The organism is Polaromonas potterensis (assembly GCF_033446725.1).
GTDB lineage: Bacteria > Pseudomonadota > Gammaproteobacteria > Burkholderiales > Burkholderiaceae_C > Polaromonas.
On sequence record NZ_JAWQLX010000007.1, the window covers coordinates 1 to 19610 of the forward strand.

The window sequence follows — 19610 nt, forward strand, 5'->3', positions numbered from 1 at the left end:
GTCTGTAGATGTGCAGTCTGTTCCCGTTGCCTCGCACCATCAATTTCACGACAAAGCAAGAAAACCGTCACCAAGGAAAACTTATCACGAACAATGCTTGACTACGTGGGAAGTCCCTGTAAAAGGGGTTAGGGACGTTCTATCCGCCGCGCGCCCGTTTGGGAACGAATCAAAGTCCATGACAGCTGATTCCGGACACGGTACCTTTTGGTCACAGCTCTCACGGTTGCCCGTGAACACAAGTGTTAGCTGTTTACTGTTAACGGCGGTTCGTACGAACGTTCACATTGCGTTTCCCATACCCTTTACCCCGGCCACTCTTCCTGATCTTGCTTTCAGAAATGCCCCATGGTCGCCCATGGCTTGCGTGCGTTACCGCACGAGTGGTTTAACTATGGCTCCGCACCCCCCGGTTACCCGAGACGCACGCACAGTCGAGGTCACGTTGTTCCGAACGTGGTTTTGGTAGAAAAACAAGACACCATGAGTTGGTGTCACCTTTCGGATCTTTTGGTCCAATGTGCGGACGAAAACAATCTTGCTACTATTTGTAACTTGATGTTCAAAAGCGACAGAAAAACGGTTTTAAAGGCCGTCTTTGCACCAACCGCTCCCATTGCAGGAGGGTTGTCGATGCGTCCGCGCAGGCGCGGATTACATCGTGTTCATTGTGATTTCCTCGCGTAGAATTAGTCATCTACAGAGGAGAAACACAACTCCAGGCTTCTAAAGTGAAGCTGACTACAGGCGACTTCGAGTCGCACCATGGCTACAGTTTAGCTGTAGCTGCCTGTGACACAGGCCGGCTTTCTTCTTCCACTTCCTTTTTGCTCCAGCTGTGGAGCCTGTTCATGGCCTCTGCTCTTACCGACAAACTTTCCCGCCTCGTCAAGGAAATGCGAGGCCAGGCCCGCATCACCGAATCCAATGTGCAGGACATGCTGCGCGAGGTGCGCATGGCCTTGCTGGAGGCCGACGTGGCCTTGCCCGTGGTGCGCGACTTCATCGCCCGCGTTAAAGAGAAGGCCTTGGGCCAGGAGGTGATGGCCTCCCTCTCGCCCGGCCAGGTGCTGGTCAGCATCGTCAACCGCGAACTGGCCGCGACCATGGGTGAAGGCGTCAGCGACATCAACCTGGCGGCCCAGCCGCCGGCCGTGATCCTGATGGCCGGCCTGCAGGGCGCGGGTAAAACCACGACCACCGCCAAGCTCGCCAAACACCTGATCGACAAACGCAAGAAAAAGGTGCTGACGGTGTCGGGCGACGTGTACCGCCCGGCAGCCATCGAGCAGCTCAAGACCGTGACGGCGCAGGCCGGTGCCGAATGGTTTCCCAGCACCACCGAGCAGAAACCGGTGGACATCGCTCTGGCCGCGCTGGATTACGCTCGCAAACATTTCTTTGACGTGTTGCTGGTCGACACCGCCGGCCGCCTGGCGATCGACGAAGCCCTGATGGCCGAGATCAAGGCCTTGCATGCGGCGCTGAATCCGGTTGAAACCCTGTTTGTGGTGGATGCCATGCAGGGTCAGGACGCGATCAATACCGCCAAGGCCTTCAAGGAAGCGCTACCGCTGACCGGCATCATCCTGACCAAGACCGATGGCGACTCGCGCGGCGGCGCGGCGCTCAGCGTGCGCCAGATCACAGGCGCACCGATCAAGTTCTCCGGTACCAGCGAAAAAATCGACGGCCTGGAAGTTTTCGATGCCGAGCGTCACGCCGGGCGCATCCTCGGCATGGGCGACATCGTGGCGCTGGTTGAGCAGGTCACTGCCGGCGTGGACATGGCGGCCGCGCAAAAACTCGCAGCCAAGATGAAGTCTGGCAGCGGTTTTGACCTGGAAGACTTTTTAGGCCAACTGCAGCAAATGAAAAACATGGGTGGCCTGTCCAGCCTGCTCGACAAGCTGCCGGCGCAAATGGCGGCCAAGGCCGGCCAGGTGGACATGGCCAAGGCCGAAAAAGACATCAAGCGCAAGGAAGGCATCATTCAGAGCATGACGCCGCTGGAGCGCCGCAAGCCCGAACTTATCAAGGCCACACGCAAGCGCCGTATCGCAGCCGGCTCGGGCGTGCAGGTTCAGGACGTGAACCGCTTGCTCAACGAGTTTGAGCAGATGCAGGGCATGATGAAAAAAATGAAGGGCGGCGGCATGATGAAGATGATGAAGCGCATGGGCGGCATGAAGGGCATGCCGAAGTTCTGAAAGGCGCCAGGAGGCGGATTTTGTAAGAGAAATAGGCCTCTACCCCTTGTCTTAAGGGCGTGAGCAGCTATTTTATTGATAGCGAGTTTGTGCAGGCCTGTGCAAGCTTGCGAGTCAGTGGGGCTTCGAACAAGCCGAGTCTCGGCCCGGCGGCCGACTCACTTTCTCTTGCGTCGCCAAGAGAAAGTAAGCAAAGAGAAGGCGACCCCGCTGTCTGCGTCCCTGCGCTGCGCTACGGGCAACCTGCGGTGCGCTACGGGCAACCTGCGGTGCGCGATCCAGCCGGGGTCGAGCTCGAACTCGCTGCGCTCTGCGCGTCCTTGTCGGGTCTTTTCAAAGAGACCGTCATTCATCTACCCCAGCGCAGCACACGCGGCCAAATGAAGTTCCCCTCCATCGCCCAGCGGGGCGAGGGAGGGGTTAGGGGTGGGAGTGGGGAGTCAGGCCTACTGCCCAAAGCACGCCACCAACGCAGCGTGACGCCTCAGCCTCAGCAAAAATTCAACTCACGCCACCTGCAGTCGAGGCTTGGCCAACAGCCCGGCATGTTGCCAGGCGCGGCGCAGGACGGCGGGTGAGCGGGCTTCTTCCGGAATCAGCAAATAGCTCTTTTCTTGCATTATCCGGCCCACGCCGACGCGGCTGGTCAGCACCGTCATCGGAATCGCCAGCAGCAAAGGCAGGCCGACCGGCAGCAGCCAGACCAGGGCGCGCGCATCAATCGCGGCAATACCCAGCGCCAGCGCAACGATGACGAGGCTCATGGGGGCAAAACGTTGCAGGGCGTCGCGCCAGGGCACGGCGGCGGCTTCGCGGGGTGGGGACTTCCAGTCCAGCTTGAGACCGGTGATCGCCGCGGCGACAAATAGCGAATGCGCCAGCATGCGGATCGGGGCTTGCAACAGGGCGATCACGGTTTCCAGCACGGCGCTGCGCAGCAGGCTGAGGCGGCCGCCATAAGCTTGTTGCTCACCTTTGAGCAAGACGGCTGCTATGCCCAGAACACGCGGTAAAAACAGCATGCTCAAGGTCCAGGCCCAGAGGGCAGCGAGTTCGCTGGGCACCAGCATCCAGTCGGTGACGATGTGTGAGCCCGACAGCCACAGCGCGGTGCCCAGGGTCAGGAAACACAGCCACAAAGGCGCCGACAGGTAGGACATGGCACCGGTGCCAAACATCGCGCGGTGTACCGGGTGCAGGCCGGGCTCGGCCATCAGCCGGGCGTTTTGTAGATTGCCCTGGCACCAGCGGCGGTCGCGTTGCAGCTCGGCCAGCAGGTCGGGCGGCTGCTGCTCGTAACTGCCGACCAGGTCGGAGGCCAGCCAGACGTGGTAACCGGCACGCCGCATCAGCGCGGCTTCGACAAAGTCGTGCGACATGATGCCGCCGGCCATGCCGCCTGTGCCCTTGATCGGGGCCAGCGCGCAATGTTGCATAAAGGGTGCGACGCGCAGGATGGCGTTGTGGCCCCAGTAGTGCGACTCACCGAGCTGCCAGAACTGCATGCCCAGGGTGAACAGCCGGCCCGTCATGCGCGAGGCGAATTGCTGCGCGCGTGCATGCAGGGTGACGTGGCCAATCGCCTGCGTGGCGGTCTGGATGATGCCGGCCGTGGGGTTGGCTTCCATCAGCTTGACCATGTTGAGCAGGCAGTCGCCGCTCATTACGCTGTCGGCGTCCAGCACAATCATGTAGCGGTAGTCGCGGCCCCAGCGGCGGCAAAAATCCGCCACATTGCCGGCCTTGCGGTGGGTACGGCGCTGGCGCAGGCGGTAATACACCTCGATCAGGGGTTGGCCGGCCGGTGTGACCAACTGCGTGCGCAACTCTTCCCAGGCCGCGCGTTCGGCTTGCTGGATCGCCGGGTCATTGCTGTCCGACAACACAAATACGTCAAAGGCCTTGGCCTGGCCGGTGGCTGCGACCGATTCGCAGGTGGCACGCAGGCCGGCAAACACCGTGCGTACGTCTTCATTGCAGATTGGCATGATGATGGCCGTGCGTGCCGCGGGGTCCAGCACATCATGCTGGACGCTGCTTGCGGTCAGCGCGTATTTGTCGCCGAACAGGGTCACGTAAAAACCCATCAAGGCGGTCATGAAACCGGTCACCACCCAGGCCGAGAGCAAACTGAACAGCGCCATCTGGCCGTATTCCAGCCAGGCATTGTTGTAGTCCGGCTGCATGTCGGCAAACAGGGTGGTGGCAAACGCGGTGCTGAGCAAGGTCAGGGCCACCAGCACGGCGCGCCGGCGTTTGGCCGTGTGTTGCCAGGGTTCCAGCGCTTGGGCGGGGGCTTGTGTTGCGGTGCGCGCGCCGCTGCGGGTCACGGCCAGCAACATCGCGGTGCCCAGGCTGTTCCAGAAACCACGCCAGGGACGGGGTGTCATGGCGCCGCGGTTCAGCGGCGGCGTGGTGACGGAATTGGGGTGCCGCTCTTCGCGCAGCAGGCTGCGGGGGGAAGAGCTGGCGGGCGCTGCGGGCTGTTGCGCGTGTGGAGCTAAGGCGTGACGACGGTGGTCCATGTTTCGCTCACTGTGTGATTGTTATGTTGAAGAAAAGCGCGCAGCTCGACCGGCTTGGCCGGGTCGATACGCTGCACGCGCAAAGTCATGCGCCAGCGGCCCGTGGCCGGATTGCGCCAGGTGTTGCTTTCGAGGACGCGGCCATTGGCATCGCTGCTGGCCACCGCGCGTACCGGCGCGTTGTGGTCCAGCGGGTCGAGGGCCGGGCCGGCAAAGTCGATCACGTACTGGATGGTTTGCTGCAGCGTGGCGGCGTCGAGCTTGCTGTAGCCGATGCCGCGGCGCGATTGGGCGACCCAGCCATTGGGCGGGCGTTGTTGCTGCTCGCCTTGCCAGGCCAGCTGGTAGGCAAAGTCCAGCGATTGACCGGCTTGCGGCAAACGTTCGGGCACCCAATAGGCGACCACGTTGTCATGGGTTTCGTCGGGCGTGGGCAGTTGCAACAACTCGACCCGGCCAGGGCCCCAGTCGCCTATGGGCGTGACCCAGGCGCTGGGTCGCAGTTCATAACTTGCCTCGGTGTCCTCATAACTGCCAAAGGCACGGTCGCGCTGCATCAGGCCAAAACCCTTGAGGCCTGCCATGGCGAACGAGGTGACCAGCGGGGCGCTGGGGTTTTGCAGCGGACGCCACAACCATTCGCCGCCGCCTTTGCCATCATCAGTGGCGATCATCAGGCCGTCCGAGTCATGCACTTCGGGCCGGAAGTCGCTGGCGCGTGGCTGGTTCTCGCCGAAGAAGAACATGCTGGTCAGCGGTGCCAGGCCCAGGGTGGCCACGGCGGGGGCCGCACCCGCGCGCATGAACACACGTGCATGCACCTCGGTCACGGTTTGTTCGCCGGGGCGAATCACAAAACGGTAAGCACCACTCATGCGCGGCGAGTCCAGCAGGGCGTACACCGTCAACTGCTTCGCATCTGCAGTGGGTTTTTCAAGCCAGAAATCCGTAAAACGCGGAAACTCTTCGGGGCGTGTGCCGGCGCCTGCCGTGTCCACCGCCAGCCCGCGCGCCGACAGACCGTAACGCTGACCGGCGCCCAGGGCGCGGAAATAACTGGCGCCCAGAAAAACCACCAACTCGTCTTTGTAGTCGGGCGAGTTCAGCGCGGCGTGGGCGCGAAAGCCGGCGTAACCCACGTCGCCCCAGGTCGCCGGTTTCAGTGTGTTTTTGCCGAAATCGAAGTCGCGGGTGTCATAAGGCAAAGGTTTGGGTAAAGCTTTGTTGTCCAGCGCAGACACTTCGTGAATACGCACCGTATCGCTTTGTCGGCCCACATGGAAAAACTTGGCTTCATACGGCAGCTTGTCGGCCCGCCACAAAGCCTTGTCATCGTTGAAACGGATGTCGCGCAAGCCGTCGTAGTCCAGGCCGGCCAACTCGGCCGGCAGGGGCTGGTTCAGGGGCACAAAGGGCGTTTGAGCACGCTGACGGGCCAATTGAGCGACGTCGTCCAGCGTCCAGGCCTGGGCGCTGGCCAGCAAAGCGCCCAGAGCCAAGAAGGCCAGGGTGCGTGCCTGGCGGGCGAGCGAACGAGGGGCCGCAAAAGTGGCTGAAATAGGTGACATACCTTGACTAGGGCAAACCCTGTGCCAGGTCTGAAAAACCTATTTAAATCAACAGTTTGGAAGACTTCGGCTGAATTGGCGGCATGCTGGGCCGAAAAAAGGCCAGTTCGGTCTAATTTTTGTCGCCAGACAGCGACAGGGATAGGGCCGAAGAGGGAATTACTCTTTTAAATCAGGCACTTGGCCCTGTCGCTCGTCGGCGACAGTGTCGGACGAGGCTGTGGCGGGCAAGGCCTTGAAGTGGCCGGGTGTGAGCCCGTGTTTTTGCATCAGGCGGTAAAACTCGGTGCGGTTACGGTCTGCCAGACGGGCTGCGTCGGCCACGTTGCCGTCGGTGAGTTTGAGCAGGCCGACCAGGTACTCGCGCTCGAAACGCTGGCGTGCTTCGGCCAGCGTGAGCACTTGCACGCTGGGCGCGCGCAGGGCGCGCTGGATCAGCGCCAGCGGGATCAGGGGTGTGCTGGCCAGCGCGCACACCTGTTCGACCACGTTGTAAAGCTGGCGCACATTGCCGGGCCAGGCCGCGGTGCTGAGCGCTTTCAAGGCTTCCGGTGCAAAACCGCTCAGGCGTTTGCCGTATTTGCCGGCGAGTTTGAGCAGGAAATGGTTGGCCAGCAGTGCAATGTCTTCACGCCGCTCGGCCAGTGGCGGTAGGGTCAAGGTGACGACGTTGAGGCGGTAATACAGATCGGTGCGGAACTGGCCATCGGCCATGGCTGCATCCAGGTCGCGGTGGGTGGCCGAGAGGATGCGCACATTGACCGGAATCGACTGACTGGAACCCAGCGGCCTGACCGTGCGCTCCTGCAGCACCCGCAGCAGCTTGACCTGTAAGGACAGTGGCATGTCCCCAATTTCGTCCAGCAGCAGGGTGCCGCCTTCGGCCGCCTGGAACAGTCCCTTGTGGTTGGCCGAGGCATCGGTGAACGCGCCTTTCATGTGGCCAAAAAGTTCGGACTCCAGCAAGGCTTCGGGAATGGCGCCGCAGTTCACGGCCACAAAAGGATGTTTGGCGCGCGGGCTGGCCTGGTGGATGGCCTGGGCCAGCAACTCCTTGCCGGTGCCGCTTTCGCCACGCAACATCACGCTGGCGTCCGAACGCGCCACCATGCGGGCCTCGGCCAGGGTTTCGGCCATGCGGCTGGAGCGGCTGATGATGCCGGTCTGCCAGGCGGGCTCCTGGCCGGCTTTGGCGACGGGCGCCGGGGCGCTCAGCGACAGGGCCTGCGTGATTTTGTCGAGCAGGTTTTTGCCGTCAAAAGGTTTGGTCAGGTAGGTGAACACACCGCGTTCGGTGGCTTCGACAGCATCCGGAATTGTGCCGTGGGCGGTCAGCAAAATCACCGGCAGCGACGGGTGGCGGGCGCGGATCTCGTCAAACAGCGCCAATCCGTCCTTGCCCGGCAGGCGCACATCGCTGAGCACCAGTTGCGGGCGTTCAATGTCGAGCTGGGTCAGCGCCGCCTCGGCCGAACTCACGGCACTGACCCGGTAACCTGCCGCGCTCAGACGCATGGTCAGCAGGCGCAACATGTCGGCGTCGTCGTCGACAACCAGCAAGTGGGTGGCGGTGGGGGAGGTCATGGGCGGTTGCGTCCGTTGGGCGAGGAGCTTGGTGCGGCTGGGGGCCGGCTGGTCAGGCTGCGCTCAATTTCCTTGAGCGCGTCGAGTTTGTCCTGGGTTTGTTCCACCCGGCGCTGCAGATCGCGCAACTGCTGGTTTTGGCGGTCCAACTGGTCTTCCACACGCCTTTGGTCGGCAAAACGGGTGGCCAACAAGCGGGCCAGGGCATGCAGGGGCCGGGCGTCGTCGCTGCTGTTGGTCAAGACCCGCTGCACCAGTTCTTGGGCACGCACCAGGTCGTACAACTGGCGTGTCTGGGTCAGGGTGATGGCCAGGCGCAACTGGTCGGCGGGTAAAGTCGGGTCGCCCAGGCGGGCGATTTCCTGCGCCAGCTCGACACCCTGCAGGCCACGCGTGCGGTCGGCGTGGTCGAGCAGGGCCGAAACCGCGTCCCGGCTCCGCGCGGACGGCGCAGGCGCCGCTGCCACGACGACCGGCGACGGGCTGGCCGTCATGGCCTGGGCGGCGGTTTTTTCCATGGGCAGGCTGCAGCCGGCGACAAACAGGCTGATGAGCAGTGCGGCGGGCAGGGCCGTGGGAAGGACAGGTTTAAGGCTTGAGCGCATGCGGTAGTTCAATTCTGAAATGGGCGCCGGGGTGATCCGGCAGTAAGAGCACCCGGCCGCCATGGGCCGCCACGTACTCCTGCACGATGGACAGGCCAATGCCGCTGCCACGTACGGTTTGCGGCGGTTGCCGCTCGCCACGGTAAAAAGGTTCAAAAACACGTGTTCGGTCGGCAGCGGCGATGCCGGGGCCTTCGTCGCCGACATCGATACACACCTTATCGGCGAGCCGGCTCAGCCGGAGCTGTAGCCGGCCCTGGACCGGGGAAAAATGAATGGCATTGGACAACAGGTTGGCGATGACTGTGCCCAGCTTGTCGCGGTCCACCTCGGCCAACACGGCCTGGCCTTCGACGCTGATTTGCAGCTCACGCGCGCGCCACTGCAGGCGCTGGCTTTCGACCTGTTCTTCGATGAGTTGCCGCAGGTCGGTTTTTTCCCGGCGCAACTGACGGGCTTCAAAAGCCGCGGCGTTAAACCGCAGCAGGTCTTCAATCTGGCCCTGCAGCACACCGGTGTTGTGGCGCAGGATTTTTGCTATCTCGCGCTGGTTGTCACTGAGTTCGCCGGCCACGCCGTCTTCCAGCAGCGACACGCCTTCGCGCAGCGAAGCCAGCGGGGTTTTCAGCTCATGCGACACATGGCGTAAAAATCGCGACTTGTCGGCATCCAGCTCCAGCAGGCGCAGGCGCAGCCACTCCAGGCGCTGGCCGACCAATTGCAAGTCGGCCGGGCCGGCGATGGCAATGGCCTCGTCCAGGCGGTTTTCACCCAGGCCGATGATGGCTTTTTCCAGGCGGCGCAGCGGCCGTGTCAGCCAGATGCCGAAGGCCAGCGCCAGCAACACGGCGAGCACGATGGCGCTGATGACTTGCTGCGTCAATTGCCGGCTGCGTGTCTCCAGCGTTTCCTGCAGGCTGCGGTTTTGCGCGGCAATGGTTTGACGTACCTGCTGGGCAATGGCGGCGTTGACGAGGTCGAGTTCGCGAAATTCGTGCGCGACCTGCCGGTCCCGGTCCAGCGCGGTGTCGGGCGGGCCGGCCAGCAGTGCGGTGATGGCTTGCAGGCGGGTTTTCCAGTCATTCACCAGGGCCTGGGACACGCCCTGGGTGGCCAGGCGCGCCAGCACGGTTTTGCCGTCGGCCGCCGCCTCGTCAAAACGCCGGCGCAACAAACGGTCGGCCAGCACCACCGACTGGCGCGCCGTGCGTTCCATGGCGACGCTGCGCTCCGTCAGCGACTGGGCGGCCGCGCTCAGGTCCAGCGCACGCGCGGCGCTGTCGCGGCTTTGCAGCGTCAGTTGTTCCAGCGTGAACAAGGCGCGCAGCGAGGCCGCGGCCAGCAAGGCCGCGATCAGTAAAAAGGCGACCACCAGCAATTGCCGGAAAGAAACGTGCTTCAGCATCCTGGAGAGTTGCGGGCCGGCACGGTCAGCACCCCCGGGATCAGGCCGGCAGGGCTGCGTCTTCGTGCAGCAACACTTGCCCGCGCAGCGAGCGCTGCGAGGCTTCGGTGATGGTCACGTCAATCATCTGGCCGATCAGCCGGGCCGGACCCTGGAAGTTGACGACGCGGTTGCATTCGGTACGGCCCATCAGTTCGGAGGCGTCCTTGCGCGAGACACCTTCGACCAGGATGCGTTGCACCGTGCCCTGGCGGCTGGCGCTGATGGCGCGCACGCTGTCATCAATCGCCGCTTGCAGGCGCTGCAGGCGCGCGAGTTTGACGGCGTGTGGCGTGTCGTCGGCCAGGTTGGCGGCCGGCGTGCCGGGCCGCGGGCTGAAGATAAAGCTGAAGGAGGTGTCGTAACCGACATCGTCAATCAGCTTCATCATCTTGTTGAAGTCGTCGTCGGTTTCACCGGGGAAACCCACAATGAAGTCGCTGCTCATGGCCAGGTCGGGGCGGATGGCGCGCAGCTTGCGAATGGTGGATTTGTATTCCATCGCCGTGTAGCCGCGTTTCATGGCCATCAAAATCCGGTCCGAGCCGTGTTGCACCGGCAGGTGCAGGTGGTTCACCAGCTTGGGCAGCTTGGCGTAGGCGTCGATCAGGCTTTGCGTGAATTCGTTGGGGTGGCTGGTGACGTAACGAATCCGTTCGATGCCGGGAATATCGGAGACGTATTCGAGCAAGGTGGCAAAGTCGGCGATCTCCGCCGTGCCGCCCATGGGGCCGCGGTAGGCGTTGACGTTTTGCCCCAGGAGTGTCACTTCTTTCACGCCCTGGTCGGCCAGACCGGCGACTTCGACCAACACATCTTCAAAGGGGCGCGACACTTCTTCACCGCGGGTGTAGGGCACGACGCAATAACTGCAGTATTTGGAGCAGCCTTCCATGATGCTGACAAAAGCGCTGGCGCCGTCGACACGTGCCGGCGGCAGATGGTCGAATTTTTCGATCTCGGGAAAACTGATGTCGACCTGCGACTTGCCCAGGCTCATGCGTTTGTTCAGCAGGTCCGGCAGGCGGTGCAGGGTTTGCGGGCCAAACACCACGTCGACATAAGGCGCACGTTCGATGATGGCATCACCTTCCTGGCTGGCGACACAGCCGCCCACGCCGATCAACACGCCTTTTTTCTTCAGGTGTTTGATACGGCCCAGGTCGCTAAACACTTTTTCCTGGGCTTTTTCGCGCACCGAACAGGTGTTGAACAGGATCAGGTCGGCCTCGTCGACATTGGTCGTGGGCTCGTAACCCTGGGCGGCGTGCAACACGTCGGACATTTTGTCCGAGTCGTATTCGTTCATCTGGCAGCCGAAGGTTTTGATAAAGACTTTTTTGCTCATGGCTTTCGCTATCGAATTACTAGCTGCCTGCGCCCGTGGAGTAAGGGCTGGAGGCCGATTTGGCTTATAAAAAAAGCAGATTTACTGTTTGTAGCTCGGCAACTGGTGGTAAGGCGTTTTGCCGTCGTCCTGCGGCGCGGCGCTGGACTCGAAGCCGAAGTTAAAGCTGCGTGTGGCCAGGCCTGCGCGTTTTTCTTTGGCTTCTTCCGCGCTCAGCACCCAGACCTCGGACACCAGACCGGCGCTGTCGCGGGTGTAATTGACCAGCAGTTCCTGGCCGACCAGGCTGCCCGACAAGCTGTGGGTGTTGTTGAGATTGCGGATGCGCGCGCCGGGCGACAACTTGTCCGGTTTGCCGTTCAGGCTGATTTCGGGTGGTGCTGTGACCACCAGCAGGCCGCGCAGCGCGGATTTGGGAAACTGCCGCACGCTCAGGCTGCCGTCGCTGCCGCTGGTTTGGGCCGCTGCGGGCAAGGCTGCGGTCAGTAGAGCGGCCAGGGCTAACGGGAGGAATCGGAAGCAGCGTTTCATGGTTTATATCCAGAGGCTGTGAAGTAATAAAGCCCCAGAGGCCGCTGCCTGTGGGGCTTTCGCCCAATTCGTGAAAACTTGGCGTGAAATGAGTGGTGGTGATAGGTGGACTTGAACCACCGACATCAGCATTATGAATGCTGCGCTCTAACCAACTGAGCTATATCACCGCGTCGCATATTATAGCTGGAGTCTCAGCGGTTCTTGAAAATCGCTTTGCGTTTGTTGACAAAAGCGTCCATGCCTTCTTTCTGGTCGCTGGTGGCGAACAGGGCGTGGAACATACGACGCTCGAACATGATGCCGTCGGCCAGCGTGCTTTCATAAGCGCGGTTGATACTTTCCTTGGCGGCCATCACGGCAATTTGCCCGTAGTCGCAAATCTGCAGCGCCGCGCCCAGCGCCTCGTCCATGAGTTTGTCCAGCGGCACGACGCGGCTGACCAGCCCGCTGCGTTCAGCTTCGGCTGCGTCCATCATGCGGCCGGTCAATGCCAGGTCCATGGCTTTGGCCTTGCCGATGGCGCGCGGCAGGCGCTGCGTGCCGCCGGCGCCCGGAATGATGCCCAGCTTGATTTCGGGTTGGCCGAAACGGGCGTTGTCCGCCGCAATGATGAAGTCGCACATCATGGCCAGCTCGCAGCCGCCGCCCAGCGCAAAACCGCTGACGGCGGCAATCACCGGCTTGCGGATGCTGCGGATCTGTTCCCAGTTGCGCGTGATGTAGTCCTTGTTATAGACATCGGCAAAACCGTAAGTCGCCATGGCCCCGATGTCGGCGCCGGCCGCAAAGGCTTTTTCGCTGCCGGTCAAAATCATGCAGCCGATGTTTTCGTCCCCATCGAAAGCCTTGAGCGCCGCACCCAGCTCGTCCATCAACTGGTCATTCAGCGCATTCAGCTGCTTGAGCCGGTTCAGGGTGATGATGGCCACGCGGCCCTCGGTTTTGGTCACAATCAGTTCGTAAGTCATGGTCGGGTCCTTGTTGAGCGTAGAGCTTGTCCGTGAATAATTTGGGGTCGCGTTGGGGCGCAATCGGGATGAGTTGCTTGCCAACATTTCGCAGCATGGGCTGATGCCCATGCAAGGGATTTGGTGGGCAAATCGCCCGATTTCGTCCCAACCCGTAGGGCAAGTGGATTCTCGGGCGGTCTGCGGCGTTACAAAATCAGCCAAGGCTCCAGCCTTGGCTTGGATTTTGCGCCTTGCACCCCATCCCGATCATCCGCTTGCGCGACCCTAAATTATTCACGGACAAGCTCTTTATCATGCCACGATCTTTTTGGCCGGCGCCTGCGTGAAAGCACCGGAAAACAAGGGAAAACATTAACCGACCAATGGGTCGGTTAATGCTAAATTCAAAACAGGAGATGCTTATGAACCATGCCCCTTTCGACCCGACCGCAGAATCCACCGTCTTGTATGCCGAACAAGGCGCCGTGGCGGTCCTCACGCTGAACCGCCCGCAGGCGCTCAACAGTTTCACCCGGCAGATGCACAGCGATTTGTGGTCCGCGCTGGACCGGGCCGAGGCCAAACCCACGATTCGCGCGCTGGTGATCACCGGCGCCGGACGCGGCTTTTGCGCCGGCGCCGACCTGGGTGAATTCGACTTTACGCCTGGGCCCGACCTGGTTGAACGCGCCAACCCCGGCCCGGTGATCGAGCAGGCCTTCAACCCCACGGTGCGCCGCCTGCAAAACTTGCGCATGCCGACGATTGCCGCGGTCAACGGCGTGGCCGCCGGCGCTGGCGCCTCGCTGGCCATGACTTGTGACATCGCGATTGCCGCGCCCGCAGCCAGCTTTATTCAGGCCTTCAGCAAGATAGGCCTGATTCCCGACGCCGGCGGCACCTGGTTTCTGGCGCAGCGCCTGGGCCTGGCGCGTGCCATGGCGCTGGCCATGACCGGCGACAAGCTGGCGGCCGCGCAGGCCAAGGAGTGGGGCATGATCTGGGACGTGGCCGACGACTGTGTGGCTGCGGCCTTGGCCTTGGCCCAGCGCCTGGCCGTCATGCCGACCAAAGCCCTGGTCGCCACCCGGCAGATGTTGCGCGAGAGTTCCACCCGCAGCCTGAACCAGCAACTGGATGCCGAACGTGACACCCAGTCGGCGATGGGCCGTACGCATGACTATATAGAAGGCGTGACCGCCTTCCTGGAGAAACGCCCCGCGGCGTTCAAGGGCGAATAGGCATGGACGCCCAAGAACTGGCGCAGGCCGTGGGTGAGGCCATGTTTGCCGCCGACAGCGCCTCGCGCGAGTTCATGCAGATGGAGTTGCTGAGTTGCGCGCCCGGCCGCGCCGTGATGCGCATGAGCGTGCGTGAGTCCATGCTCAACGGCCACAAGATTTGCCACGGTGGGCTGATCTTCACACTGGCCGACTCGACGTTTGCCTTTGCCTGCAACAGCTACAACAAGGTGGCGGTGGCCGCGGGTTGCAGCATCGAATTCCTCAAACCCGGCCAGCTCGACGACGTGTTGACCTGCGAAGGCGTGGAGCAGACCTTGCAGGGCCGGCACGGTGTTTACGACATGAAGGTCAGCAACCAGCGTGGTGAAGTGATTGCCATGTTTCGCGGCAAAAGTGCGCAGATTCCAGGCCATGTGATTCCGGAGACGCCATGAAAAGTTTTCCCCTTGAGCCCATAGAAAAAGCCAGCCTGGACGAGTTGCGCGCCCTGCAGCTCAAGCGCCTGCAGTCCACGCTGCAACATGCTTACCGGCATTCACCGGTGTATCGGGCGAAGTTCGATGCCGCCGGCGTGCACCCGGACGACTGCCGCGCCTTGTCCGATCTGGCGAAGTTTCCCTTCACCACCAAAAAAGACCTGCGCGAGAGTTACCCCTTCGGCATGTTGGCCGTGCCGCGCGAGCAATGTGTACGTATCCATGCGTCCAGCGGCACCACTGGCAAACCGACGGTGGTGGCTTACACCCAAAACGACGTGGACATGTGGGCTGGCTGTGTGGCCCGCAGCATACGCGCGGCCGGCGCACGTCCCGGTGACATGGTGCATGTCAGTTATGGTTATGGCCTGTTCACGGGCGGGCTGGGTGCCCATTACGGCGCGGAAAAACTCGGTCTGACGGTGGTGCCTTTTGGCGGCGGGCAGACCGAACGCCAGGTGCAACTGATCCACGATTTCAAACCCGACATCATCATGGTCACGCCCAGCTACATGCTGGCAATTGCCGACGAGTTTGAAAAGCAGGGGCTGTCTGCCGCCGACTCCAGCCTGCGCATCGGCATCTTCGGCGCCGAACCCTGGACCAACGACATGCGGCGTGCGATCGAGCAACGTGTGGGCATCGATGCCGTGGATATTTATGGTTTGAGCGAAGTCTTAGGCCCGGGTGTGGCCAGCGAATGTGTGGAGACCAAGGATGGCCCAACCATCTGGGAAGACCATTTTTACCCCGAAATCATCGACCCTGACAGCGGCGAGTTGTTGCCCGACGGCGAGATCGGTGAGCTGGTGTTCACCAGCCTGAGCAAGGAAGCGCTGCCCATCATCCGTTACCGCACGCGCGATTTGACGCGCCTCTTGCCTGGCACGGCACGCAGCATGCGGCGCATGGAAAAAATCACCGGCCGCAGCGACGACATGATGATTGTGCGCGGCGTCAATGTGTTCCCGACGCAGATCGAGGAGTTGATTCTCAAACGAAGCGAACTGGCGCCGCATTACCAGTGCATCCTGACGCGTGAGGGCGCGCTGGACTGTTTACGCGTGGCGGTCGAAACCCGCCCCGGTCTGGCGCCCGACAGTGCGACCGCACAGGCGGCGGCGGTCTTGCTGCAGCATGAGATCAAGGCCTACATCGGTACCGCGGCCGACATCGAGTTGCGCGCCGAAGGTGGTGTGGAGCGCAGCCTGGGCAAGGCCAAGCGGGTGCTGGACCGCCGGGGCTAAAAACGCTTCTTAGTCTGCCGCTGCCAGCCAGCGGTCGGCCTGCGCCGCATCACGCAAGGCCAGGCGCCAGGTCGTCACGCCGGAAGGCAGACTCAGTTCCAGCCGCAGCAGGCGTTTGTCACGCGCGACCAGGGCCAGCACTTTTTTGGCCGACCCGGCATACAGCGGCAGGTCGTCGAGTTTGTCCAGGCGCCAGCCTTCGGCCGGTGTTTTCTTTTTCCCCGTAACGACAGCTTCTATCCCCAGCCATTCGTCACCGGCGGCAAATCCGGCGCGTTCGGCGGCACCGCCGCGCAAGACCGTTTTGACCTGGATGTTTCCGTTTTCCTGCACACGCAAGCCCAGGGCCTGGGCCAGTTGCGCGGGTTCCTGCAACACGGCCACGCCGTGGCGCTGCAACAAGTCCTGCAGCGGCAGCTTGCCGGTGCCGTGTACCCAGTTGGCGATCTCGGTGGCGTAGGACCGTCCGCCGACTTCCTGCAGCGCGTCTGCAAAGTCCGCCTCGCGCATAGGCCCGCCTTTGCAGCGTTGCCATACATTACGCATCACCTCGTCCAGCGTGGCGGCCTGGCCGAGCTTGCTTTCGGCGCGCAGGCTCAGGTCAAAACACAGGGCGACCAAAGCGCCCTTGGTGTAATAACTGACGGTGGCGTTGGGTGTGTTTTCATCCTGGCGGTAAAACTTGACCCAGGCATCAAAGCTGGCCTGGGCCACCGACTGCACCAGCCGCCCCGGCGTCTGCATCACCTGGTTGATGGTTTTGTTCAGCAGCTTCAAATAAGCGGCATCGTCCAGCAGGCCGGCGCGGCGCAACATCAAGTCGTCGTAATAACTGGTGAAACCTTCAAAAAACCAGAGCAGTGGCGTGTAGTTTTCAGCGTTGTAGTTGTAGCTGGCAAACTCTGCCGGTCGCAGTCGTTTGACGTTCCAGGTGTGAAAATATTCGTGGCTGATCAGGCCGCGCAAGGTGGTGTAACCCTCGGAGGTCTTGCTGTCGCCCAGCCGCGGCAAGTCCTTGCGTTTACAGATCAGCGCGGTGGAGTTGCGGTGCTCCAGCCCGCCGTAACCGTCGTCCACGGCATTGAGCATGAACACATAGTTTTTGTGCGGTGGTTTTTTGCTGTCATGCCAGAAGCGGATCTGCGTTTCGCAAATTTTCCGGGCATCGTCCAGCAGCCGTTCGCCGTCAAAACTCGCCATGGCGCCGGCCACGACAAAGCGGTGCGGGACGCCGCCGGCGAAAAACGAGCCGCTCCAGAAGACACCCATCTCGACCGGGCAGTCGACGAGTTCGTCGTAGTCGGCGGCCAGGTAGCTGCCGAAACCTTGCTTGTTGATTTTCAGCGGGCTCAGCCCGGTGGCGACGGACCAGTCGGCCAGCGCGGCAGGGGACGTGATGTCGAGTTGGTGCGGGGCTTGGGTCTGGCCTTCGACTTGCAGGCACAAGGAGCTGCTATTGAAAAAACCGCGGCTGCTATCCAGGCAGGCGGTGCGCACCGAGTTGTCGTTGGCGTAAACCTCGTAGCTCAGCAGCAGCGGCTTGTCACTGTTGCAGCGGACCTGCCAGCTGTTTTTGTCCAACTGGGTGAGCTGGCCGGCGGGCAGGGCGCGTGTGCCTTGCCGCGCGCGCAGGTTTTGCAGGTTTTTGGAAAACTCGCGCACCAGGTAGCTGCCCGGAATCCACACCGGCAAGCTGAGCCGCTGCAGCGCGGCAGGCCGCGTAATCGTCAGCGTGATGCGGAACAAATGGGCTTGCGGGTCGGCGATCTCGACGCGGTAATGAATCGCTGCGGAATCAGGCGATGAGGGCTGGACGCGTGGCTTGGGCATAAGGACTCAAGAAAGCCCTGACCAGCCCGCAGCGCCTGGTGGCGCTCCAGTCTGCCCTGGGGTTTGTGGATTTGCTATCAAAAGTGAAGCTGCTTGCGCCCGTGAATAAAGGGCTGGAGGCGATTTTGATCACTATTCTTTGGTTTGGTGGCGATCAGGGCGTTTTGGCGTCATTCAGGTATTTTTCGACCTGCTGGGAGCTGATGGCGCCGGGCACACGTGTACCGTCGGCAAAAATCACGGTCGGGGTGCCGGTGATGCGGTACTTCTTGCCGAACTCGATGTTGCGGGTCAGCGCGCTGCTGTCACAGCTGGCGGCGGTCAGCGGTTGGTCACGCACCATCAGGTCTTGCCAGACCTTGGCTTTGTCTTTGGCGCACCAGATGTGTTTGGATTTTTCCACCGAGTCCTGGCCCAGGATGGGGTACAAAAACATGTGGATGGTCACGTCGCTGACCTTTTGCATGTCGCGCTCGAAACGTTTGCAATAACCGCAGTTCGGGTCTTCAAACACCGCCATCTTGCGTTTGCCGTTGCCGCGCACAATCGTGAAAGCGTCCTTGATCGGCAAGGCATCGAAGGCCACCGCGTTGAGTTTGTCGACCCGTTCTTCAGTCAGATTACGCCTGACCTTGGTGTCGATCAGGTGGCCCTGGATCAGGAAGTTGCCGTCGGCATCGGTGTAAAAAATCTCGCTGCCGTTGACGCGTACTTCATACAGGCCGTTCATCGGCGTTTTGCTGATTTCGTCGATCTTGGGCAGGGTGGGCAGGCGCTCGGTCAGGTTTTTGCGAATCACCGCTTCCTGCGCAAACGCGGCGCCCAGACTCAGTGCCAGCAGGCCGCAGGTCACGATTGATTTGAATAGTTTCATTATTTTTTCCAGTTCTATAAACCCATGGCCTGCCGCGTGACCCATGTTTTTAGCGGGCCGCTGCGTGCAAAACCTTTCATACCCCAATTGCGCAAGGCCTGCCATCGCACATCACTTTGCGCAAACAAACCGTGCAAACCGTCGGTCACGGCGCCCATGGCCGCCACATCGGCTTTGCGCGCACGTTCATAACGGCGCAGCAACTTTTCATCACCCAGGCCGCGCCAGTATTCACGTTCGTGAACCACCGCCGCGAGACCAGCCGCATCGGCCAGTCCCAGATTCAAACCCTGGCCGGCCAGCGGATGCACCGTGTGAGCGGCGTCACCGGCCAGTGCCCAGCCGGGGCCAACCCAACGTTCGGCTTTTGACAGCGACAAGGGCCAGCTCGACAAGGCGCTGTTCAGTTGCAACTGCCCAGCTTCATCACCACACACGGCTTGCAGCGCCGCAGCAAATTCTTCAGGCGACAACTTTTCCAGCGCGGCAGCACGTTCCACAGAGACTGACCAGACCAGCGCCATAGAGTTCCCCTCAACGCCACCCATCGGCAAAAGAGCCAGGATGTCGCCGCTGCAAAACCATTGGCGCGCCACGCCGTGGTGCGGCTGGTCGCTGCTCAAACGGGCGGCAATGGCTTTTTGCTGGTAAGGCTTGACGGTCCAGGCCGCGCCGAATTCGTTGCGGCTGCTGCTGTGTTTGCCCTCGCAGATCACGCTGAGTGTGGCTTTGACGGGTTCCATCACGGTTTCTATCTGCGACTGGTAATACACGGCCTCGGCCAGTTGTTGCTCCAGCGCCGGCACATCGACGATCCAGGCCAGGGCCGTACTGCGGCCGGCTTCGGGTGCGAAATCCAGCTGGCCGCCGTCGTCGCCCCAGACACGCATGGCCTGCACCGGCGTGGCAAATGGCGCCTCCGGCCAGGCGCGCAGCGACTCCAGCAGTTGCCGCGACGCGCTGTTCAGGGCGTAGGCCCGCACATCTTGGATAGCGGGCGTGGCCGCTTGGGGCCGGGCGACCAGCGCCACACGCAGGCGCTCGCGCGCCAGCAGCAGGGCCAGGGTGCGGCCCACCACACCGCCGCCGCGGATACAAACATCAAAAGGCTTGGACATGGCTCATTTTAGAAGGCAGTGCAAAATCGGACGCGTGTGGAGACTAAATCGAA

The 19610-nt window shown here is 61.9% G+C and carries 15 protein-coding genes and 1 tRNA gene; 4 read left to right on the forward strand and 12 right to left on the reverse strand.

Annotation, left to right across the window (positions count from 1 at the left end; all coding sequences use genetic code 11):
* Nucleotides 1-851: 851 nt before the first annotated feature.
* Nucleotides 852-2210, forward strand: coding sequence for a signal recognition particle protein (gene ffh, locus R6254_RS13555; RefSeq protein WP_318407538.1), 1359 nt, complete (start codon nucleotides 852-854; stop codon nucleotides 2208-2210).
* A gap of 506 nt (nucleotides 2211-2716) precedes the next feature.
* Here the strand turns inward: ffh and mdoH are convergent.
* From mdoH to R6254_RS13600, 9 genes are all read right to left on the reverse strand, one after another.
* The gene (gene mdoH, locus R6254_RS13560) at nucleotides 2717-4735 is read right to left on the reverse strand and encodes a glucans biosynthesis glucosyltransferase MdoH (protein WP_318407539.1); all 2019 of its coding nucleotides are present in this window, start codon (nucleotides 4733-4735) and stop codon (nucleotides 2717-2719) included.
* Nucleotides 4711-6303 (reverse strand): glucan biosynthesis protein G, encoded by a 1593-nt coding sequence (locus R6254_RS13565; RefSeq protein WP_318407541.1) that lies wholly within the window; start codon nucleotides 6301-6303, stop codon nucleotides 4711-4713. Before R6254_RS13565 ends, mdoH begins: the two co-directional genes overlap by 25 nt.
* Before the next feature lie 159 nt (nucleotides 6304-6462).
* Nucleotides 6463-7887: a sigma 54-interacting transcriptional regulator gene (locus R6254_RS13570; RefSeq protein WP_318407542.1), complete on the reverse strand. Its 1425-nt coding sequence runs from the start codon at nucleotides 7885-7887 to the stop codon at nucleotides 6463-6465.
* The gene (locus R6254_RS13575) at nucleotides 7884-8492 is read right to left on the reverse strand and encodes a hypothetical protein (RefSeq protein ID WP_318407544.1); all 609 of its coding nucleotides are present in this window, start codon (nucleotides 8490-8492) and stop codon (nucleotides 7884-7886) included. Before R6254_RS13575 ends, R6254_RS13570 begins: the two co-directional genes overlap by 4 nt.
* Entirely contained in the window at nucleotides 8476-9897 is a 1422-nt protein-coding gene (locus R6254_RS13580) for a sensor histidine kinase (protein WP_318407546.1), read from the reverse strand. The genes R6254_RS13575 and R6254_RS13580 overlap by 17 nt, the downstream gene beginning before the upstream one ends.
* Nucleotides 9898-9937: 40 nt before the next feature.
* On the reverse strand, nucleotides 9938-11284 hold the full coding sequence (gene miaB, locus R6254_RS13585; protein WP_318407548.1) for a tRNA (N6-isopentenyl adenosine(37)-C2)-methylthiotransferase MiaB: 1347 nt from the start codon (nucleotides 11282-11284) through the stop codon (nucleotides 9938-9940).
* A gap of 81 nt (nucleotides 11285-11365) precedes the next feature.
* Nucleotides 11366-11815, reverse strand: a complete 450-nt coding sequence (locus tag R6254_RS13590) for a hypothetical protein (RefSeq protein WP_318407549.1) — start codon at nucleotides 11813-11815, stop codon at nucleotides 11366-11368.
* A 93-nt stretch (nucleotides 11816-11908) separates the two neighbouring features.
* Nucleotides 11909-11985 (reverse strand) — tRNA-Met (locus R6254_RS13595).
* Nucleotides 11986-12009: 24 nt separating this feature from the next.
* On the reverse strand, nucleotides 12010-12786 hold the full coding sequence (locus R6254_RS13600) for an enoyl-CoA hydratase (RefSeq protein WP_318407550.1): 777 nt from the start codon (nucleotides 12784-12786) through the stop codon (nucleotides 12010-12012).
* 404 nt (nucleotides 12787-13190) lie between these two features.
* On the opposite strand from R6254_RS13600, the gene R6254_RS13605 reads away from it, so the two are divergent.
* Genes R6254_RS13605 through paaK form a run of 3 tightly spaced genes read left to right on the forward strand, consistent with a single transcriptional unit; the run spans nucleotide 13191 to nucleotide 15735 of the window.
* Nucleotides 13191-14009 (forward strand): enoyl-CoA hydratase-related protein, encoded by an 819-nt coding sequence (locus tag R6254_RS13605; protein WP_318407551.1) that lies wholly within the window; start codon nucleotides 13191-13193, stop codon nucleotides 14007-14009.
* A gap of 2 nt (nucleotides 14010-14011) precedes the next feature.
* Nucleotides 14012-14446 (forward strand): hydroxyphenylacetyl-CoA thioesterase PaaI, encoded by a 435-nt coding sequence (paaI, locus tag R6254_RS13610; protein WP_318407553.1) that lies wholly within the window; start codon nucleotides 14012-14014, stop codon nucleotides 14444-14446.
* A complete protein-coding gene (gene paaK, locus R6254_RS13615; RefSeq protein ID WP_318407554.1) occupies nucleotides 14443-15735 on the forward strand; it encodes a phenylacetate--CoA ligase PaaK in 1293 nt (430 codons plus the stop codon). The genes paaI and paaK overlap by 4 nt, the downstream gene beginning before the upstream one ends.
* Nucleotides 15736-15744: 9 nt before the next feature.
* On the opposite strand, the gene R6254_RS13620 is transcribed toward paaK, so the two are convergent.
* From R6254_RS13620 to R6254_RS13630, 3 genes are all read right to left on the reverse strand, one after another.
* Nucleotides 15745-17565 (reverse strand): M61 family metallopeptidase, encoded by a 1821-nt coding sequence (locus R6254_RS13620; protein WP_318407556.1) that lies wholly within the window; start codon nucleotides 17563-17565, stop codon nucleotides 15745-15747.
* 154 nt (nucleotides 17566-17719) lie between these two features.
* On the reverse strand, nucleotides 17720-18439 hold the full coding sequence (locus R6254_RS13625) for a DsbC family protein (protein WP_318407557.1): 720 nt from the start codon (nucleotides 18437-18439) through the stop codon (nucleotides 17720-17722).
* Between the two features lie 14 nt (nucleotides 18440-18453).
* Complete coding sequence (locus R6254_RS13630; protein WP_318407558.1) at nucleotides 18454-19557, reverse strand: FAD-dependent monooxygenase; 1104 nt, start codon at nucleotides 19555-19557, stop codon at nucleotides 18454-18456.
* Nucleotides 19558-19610 lie beyond the last annotated feature (53 nt).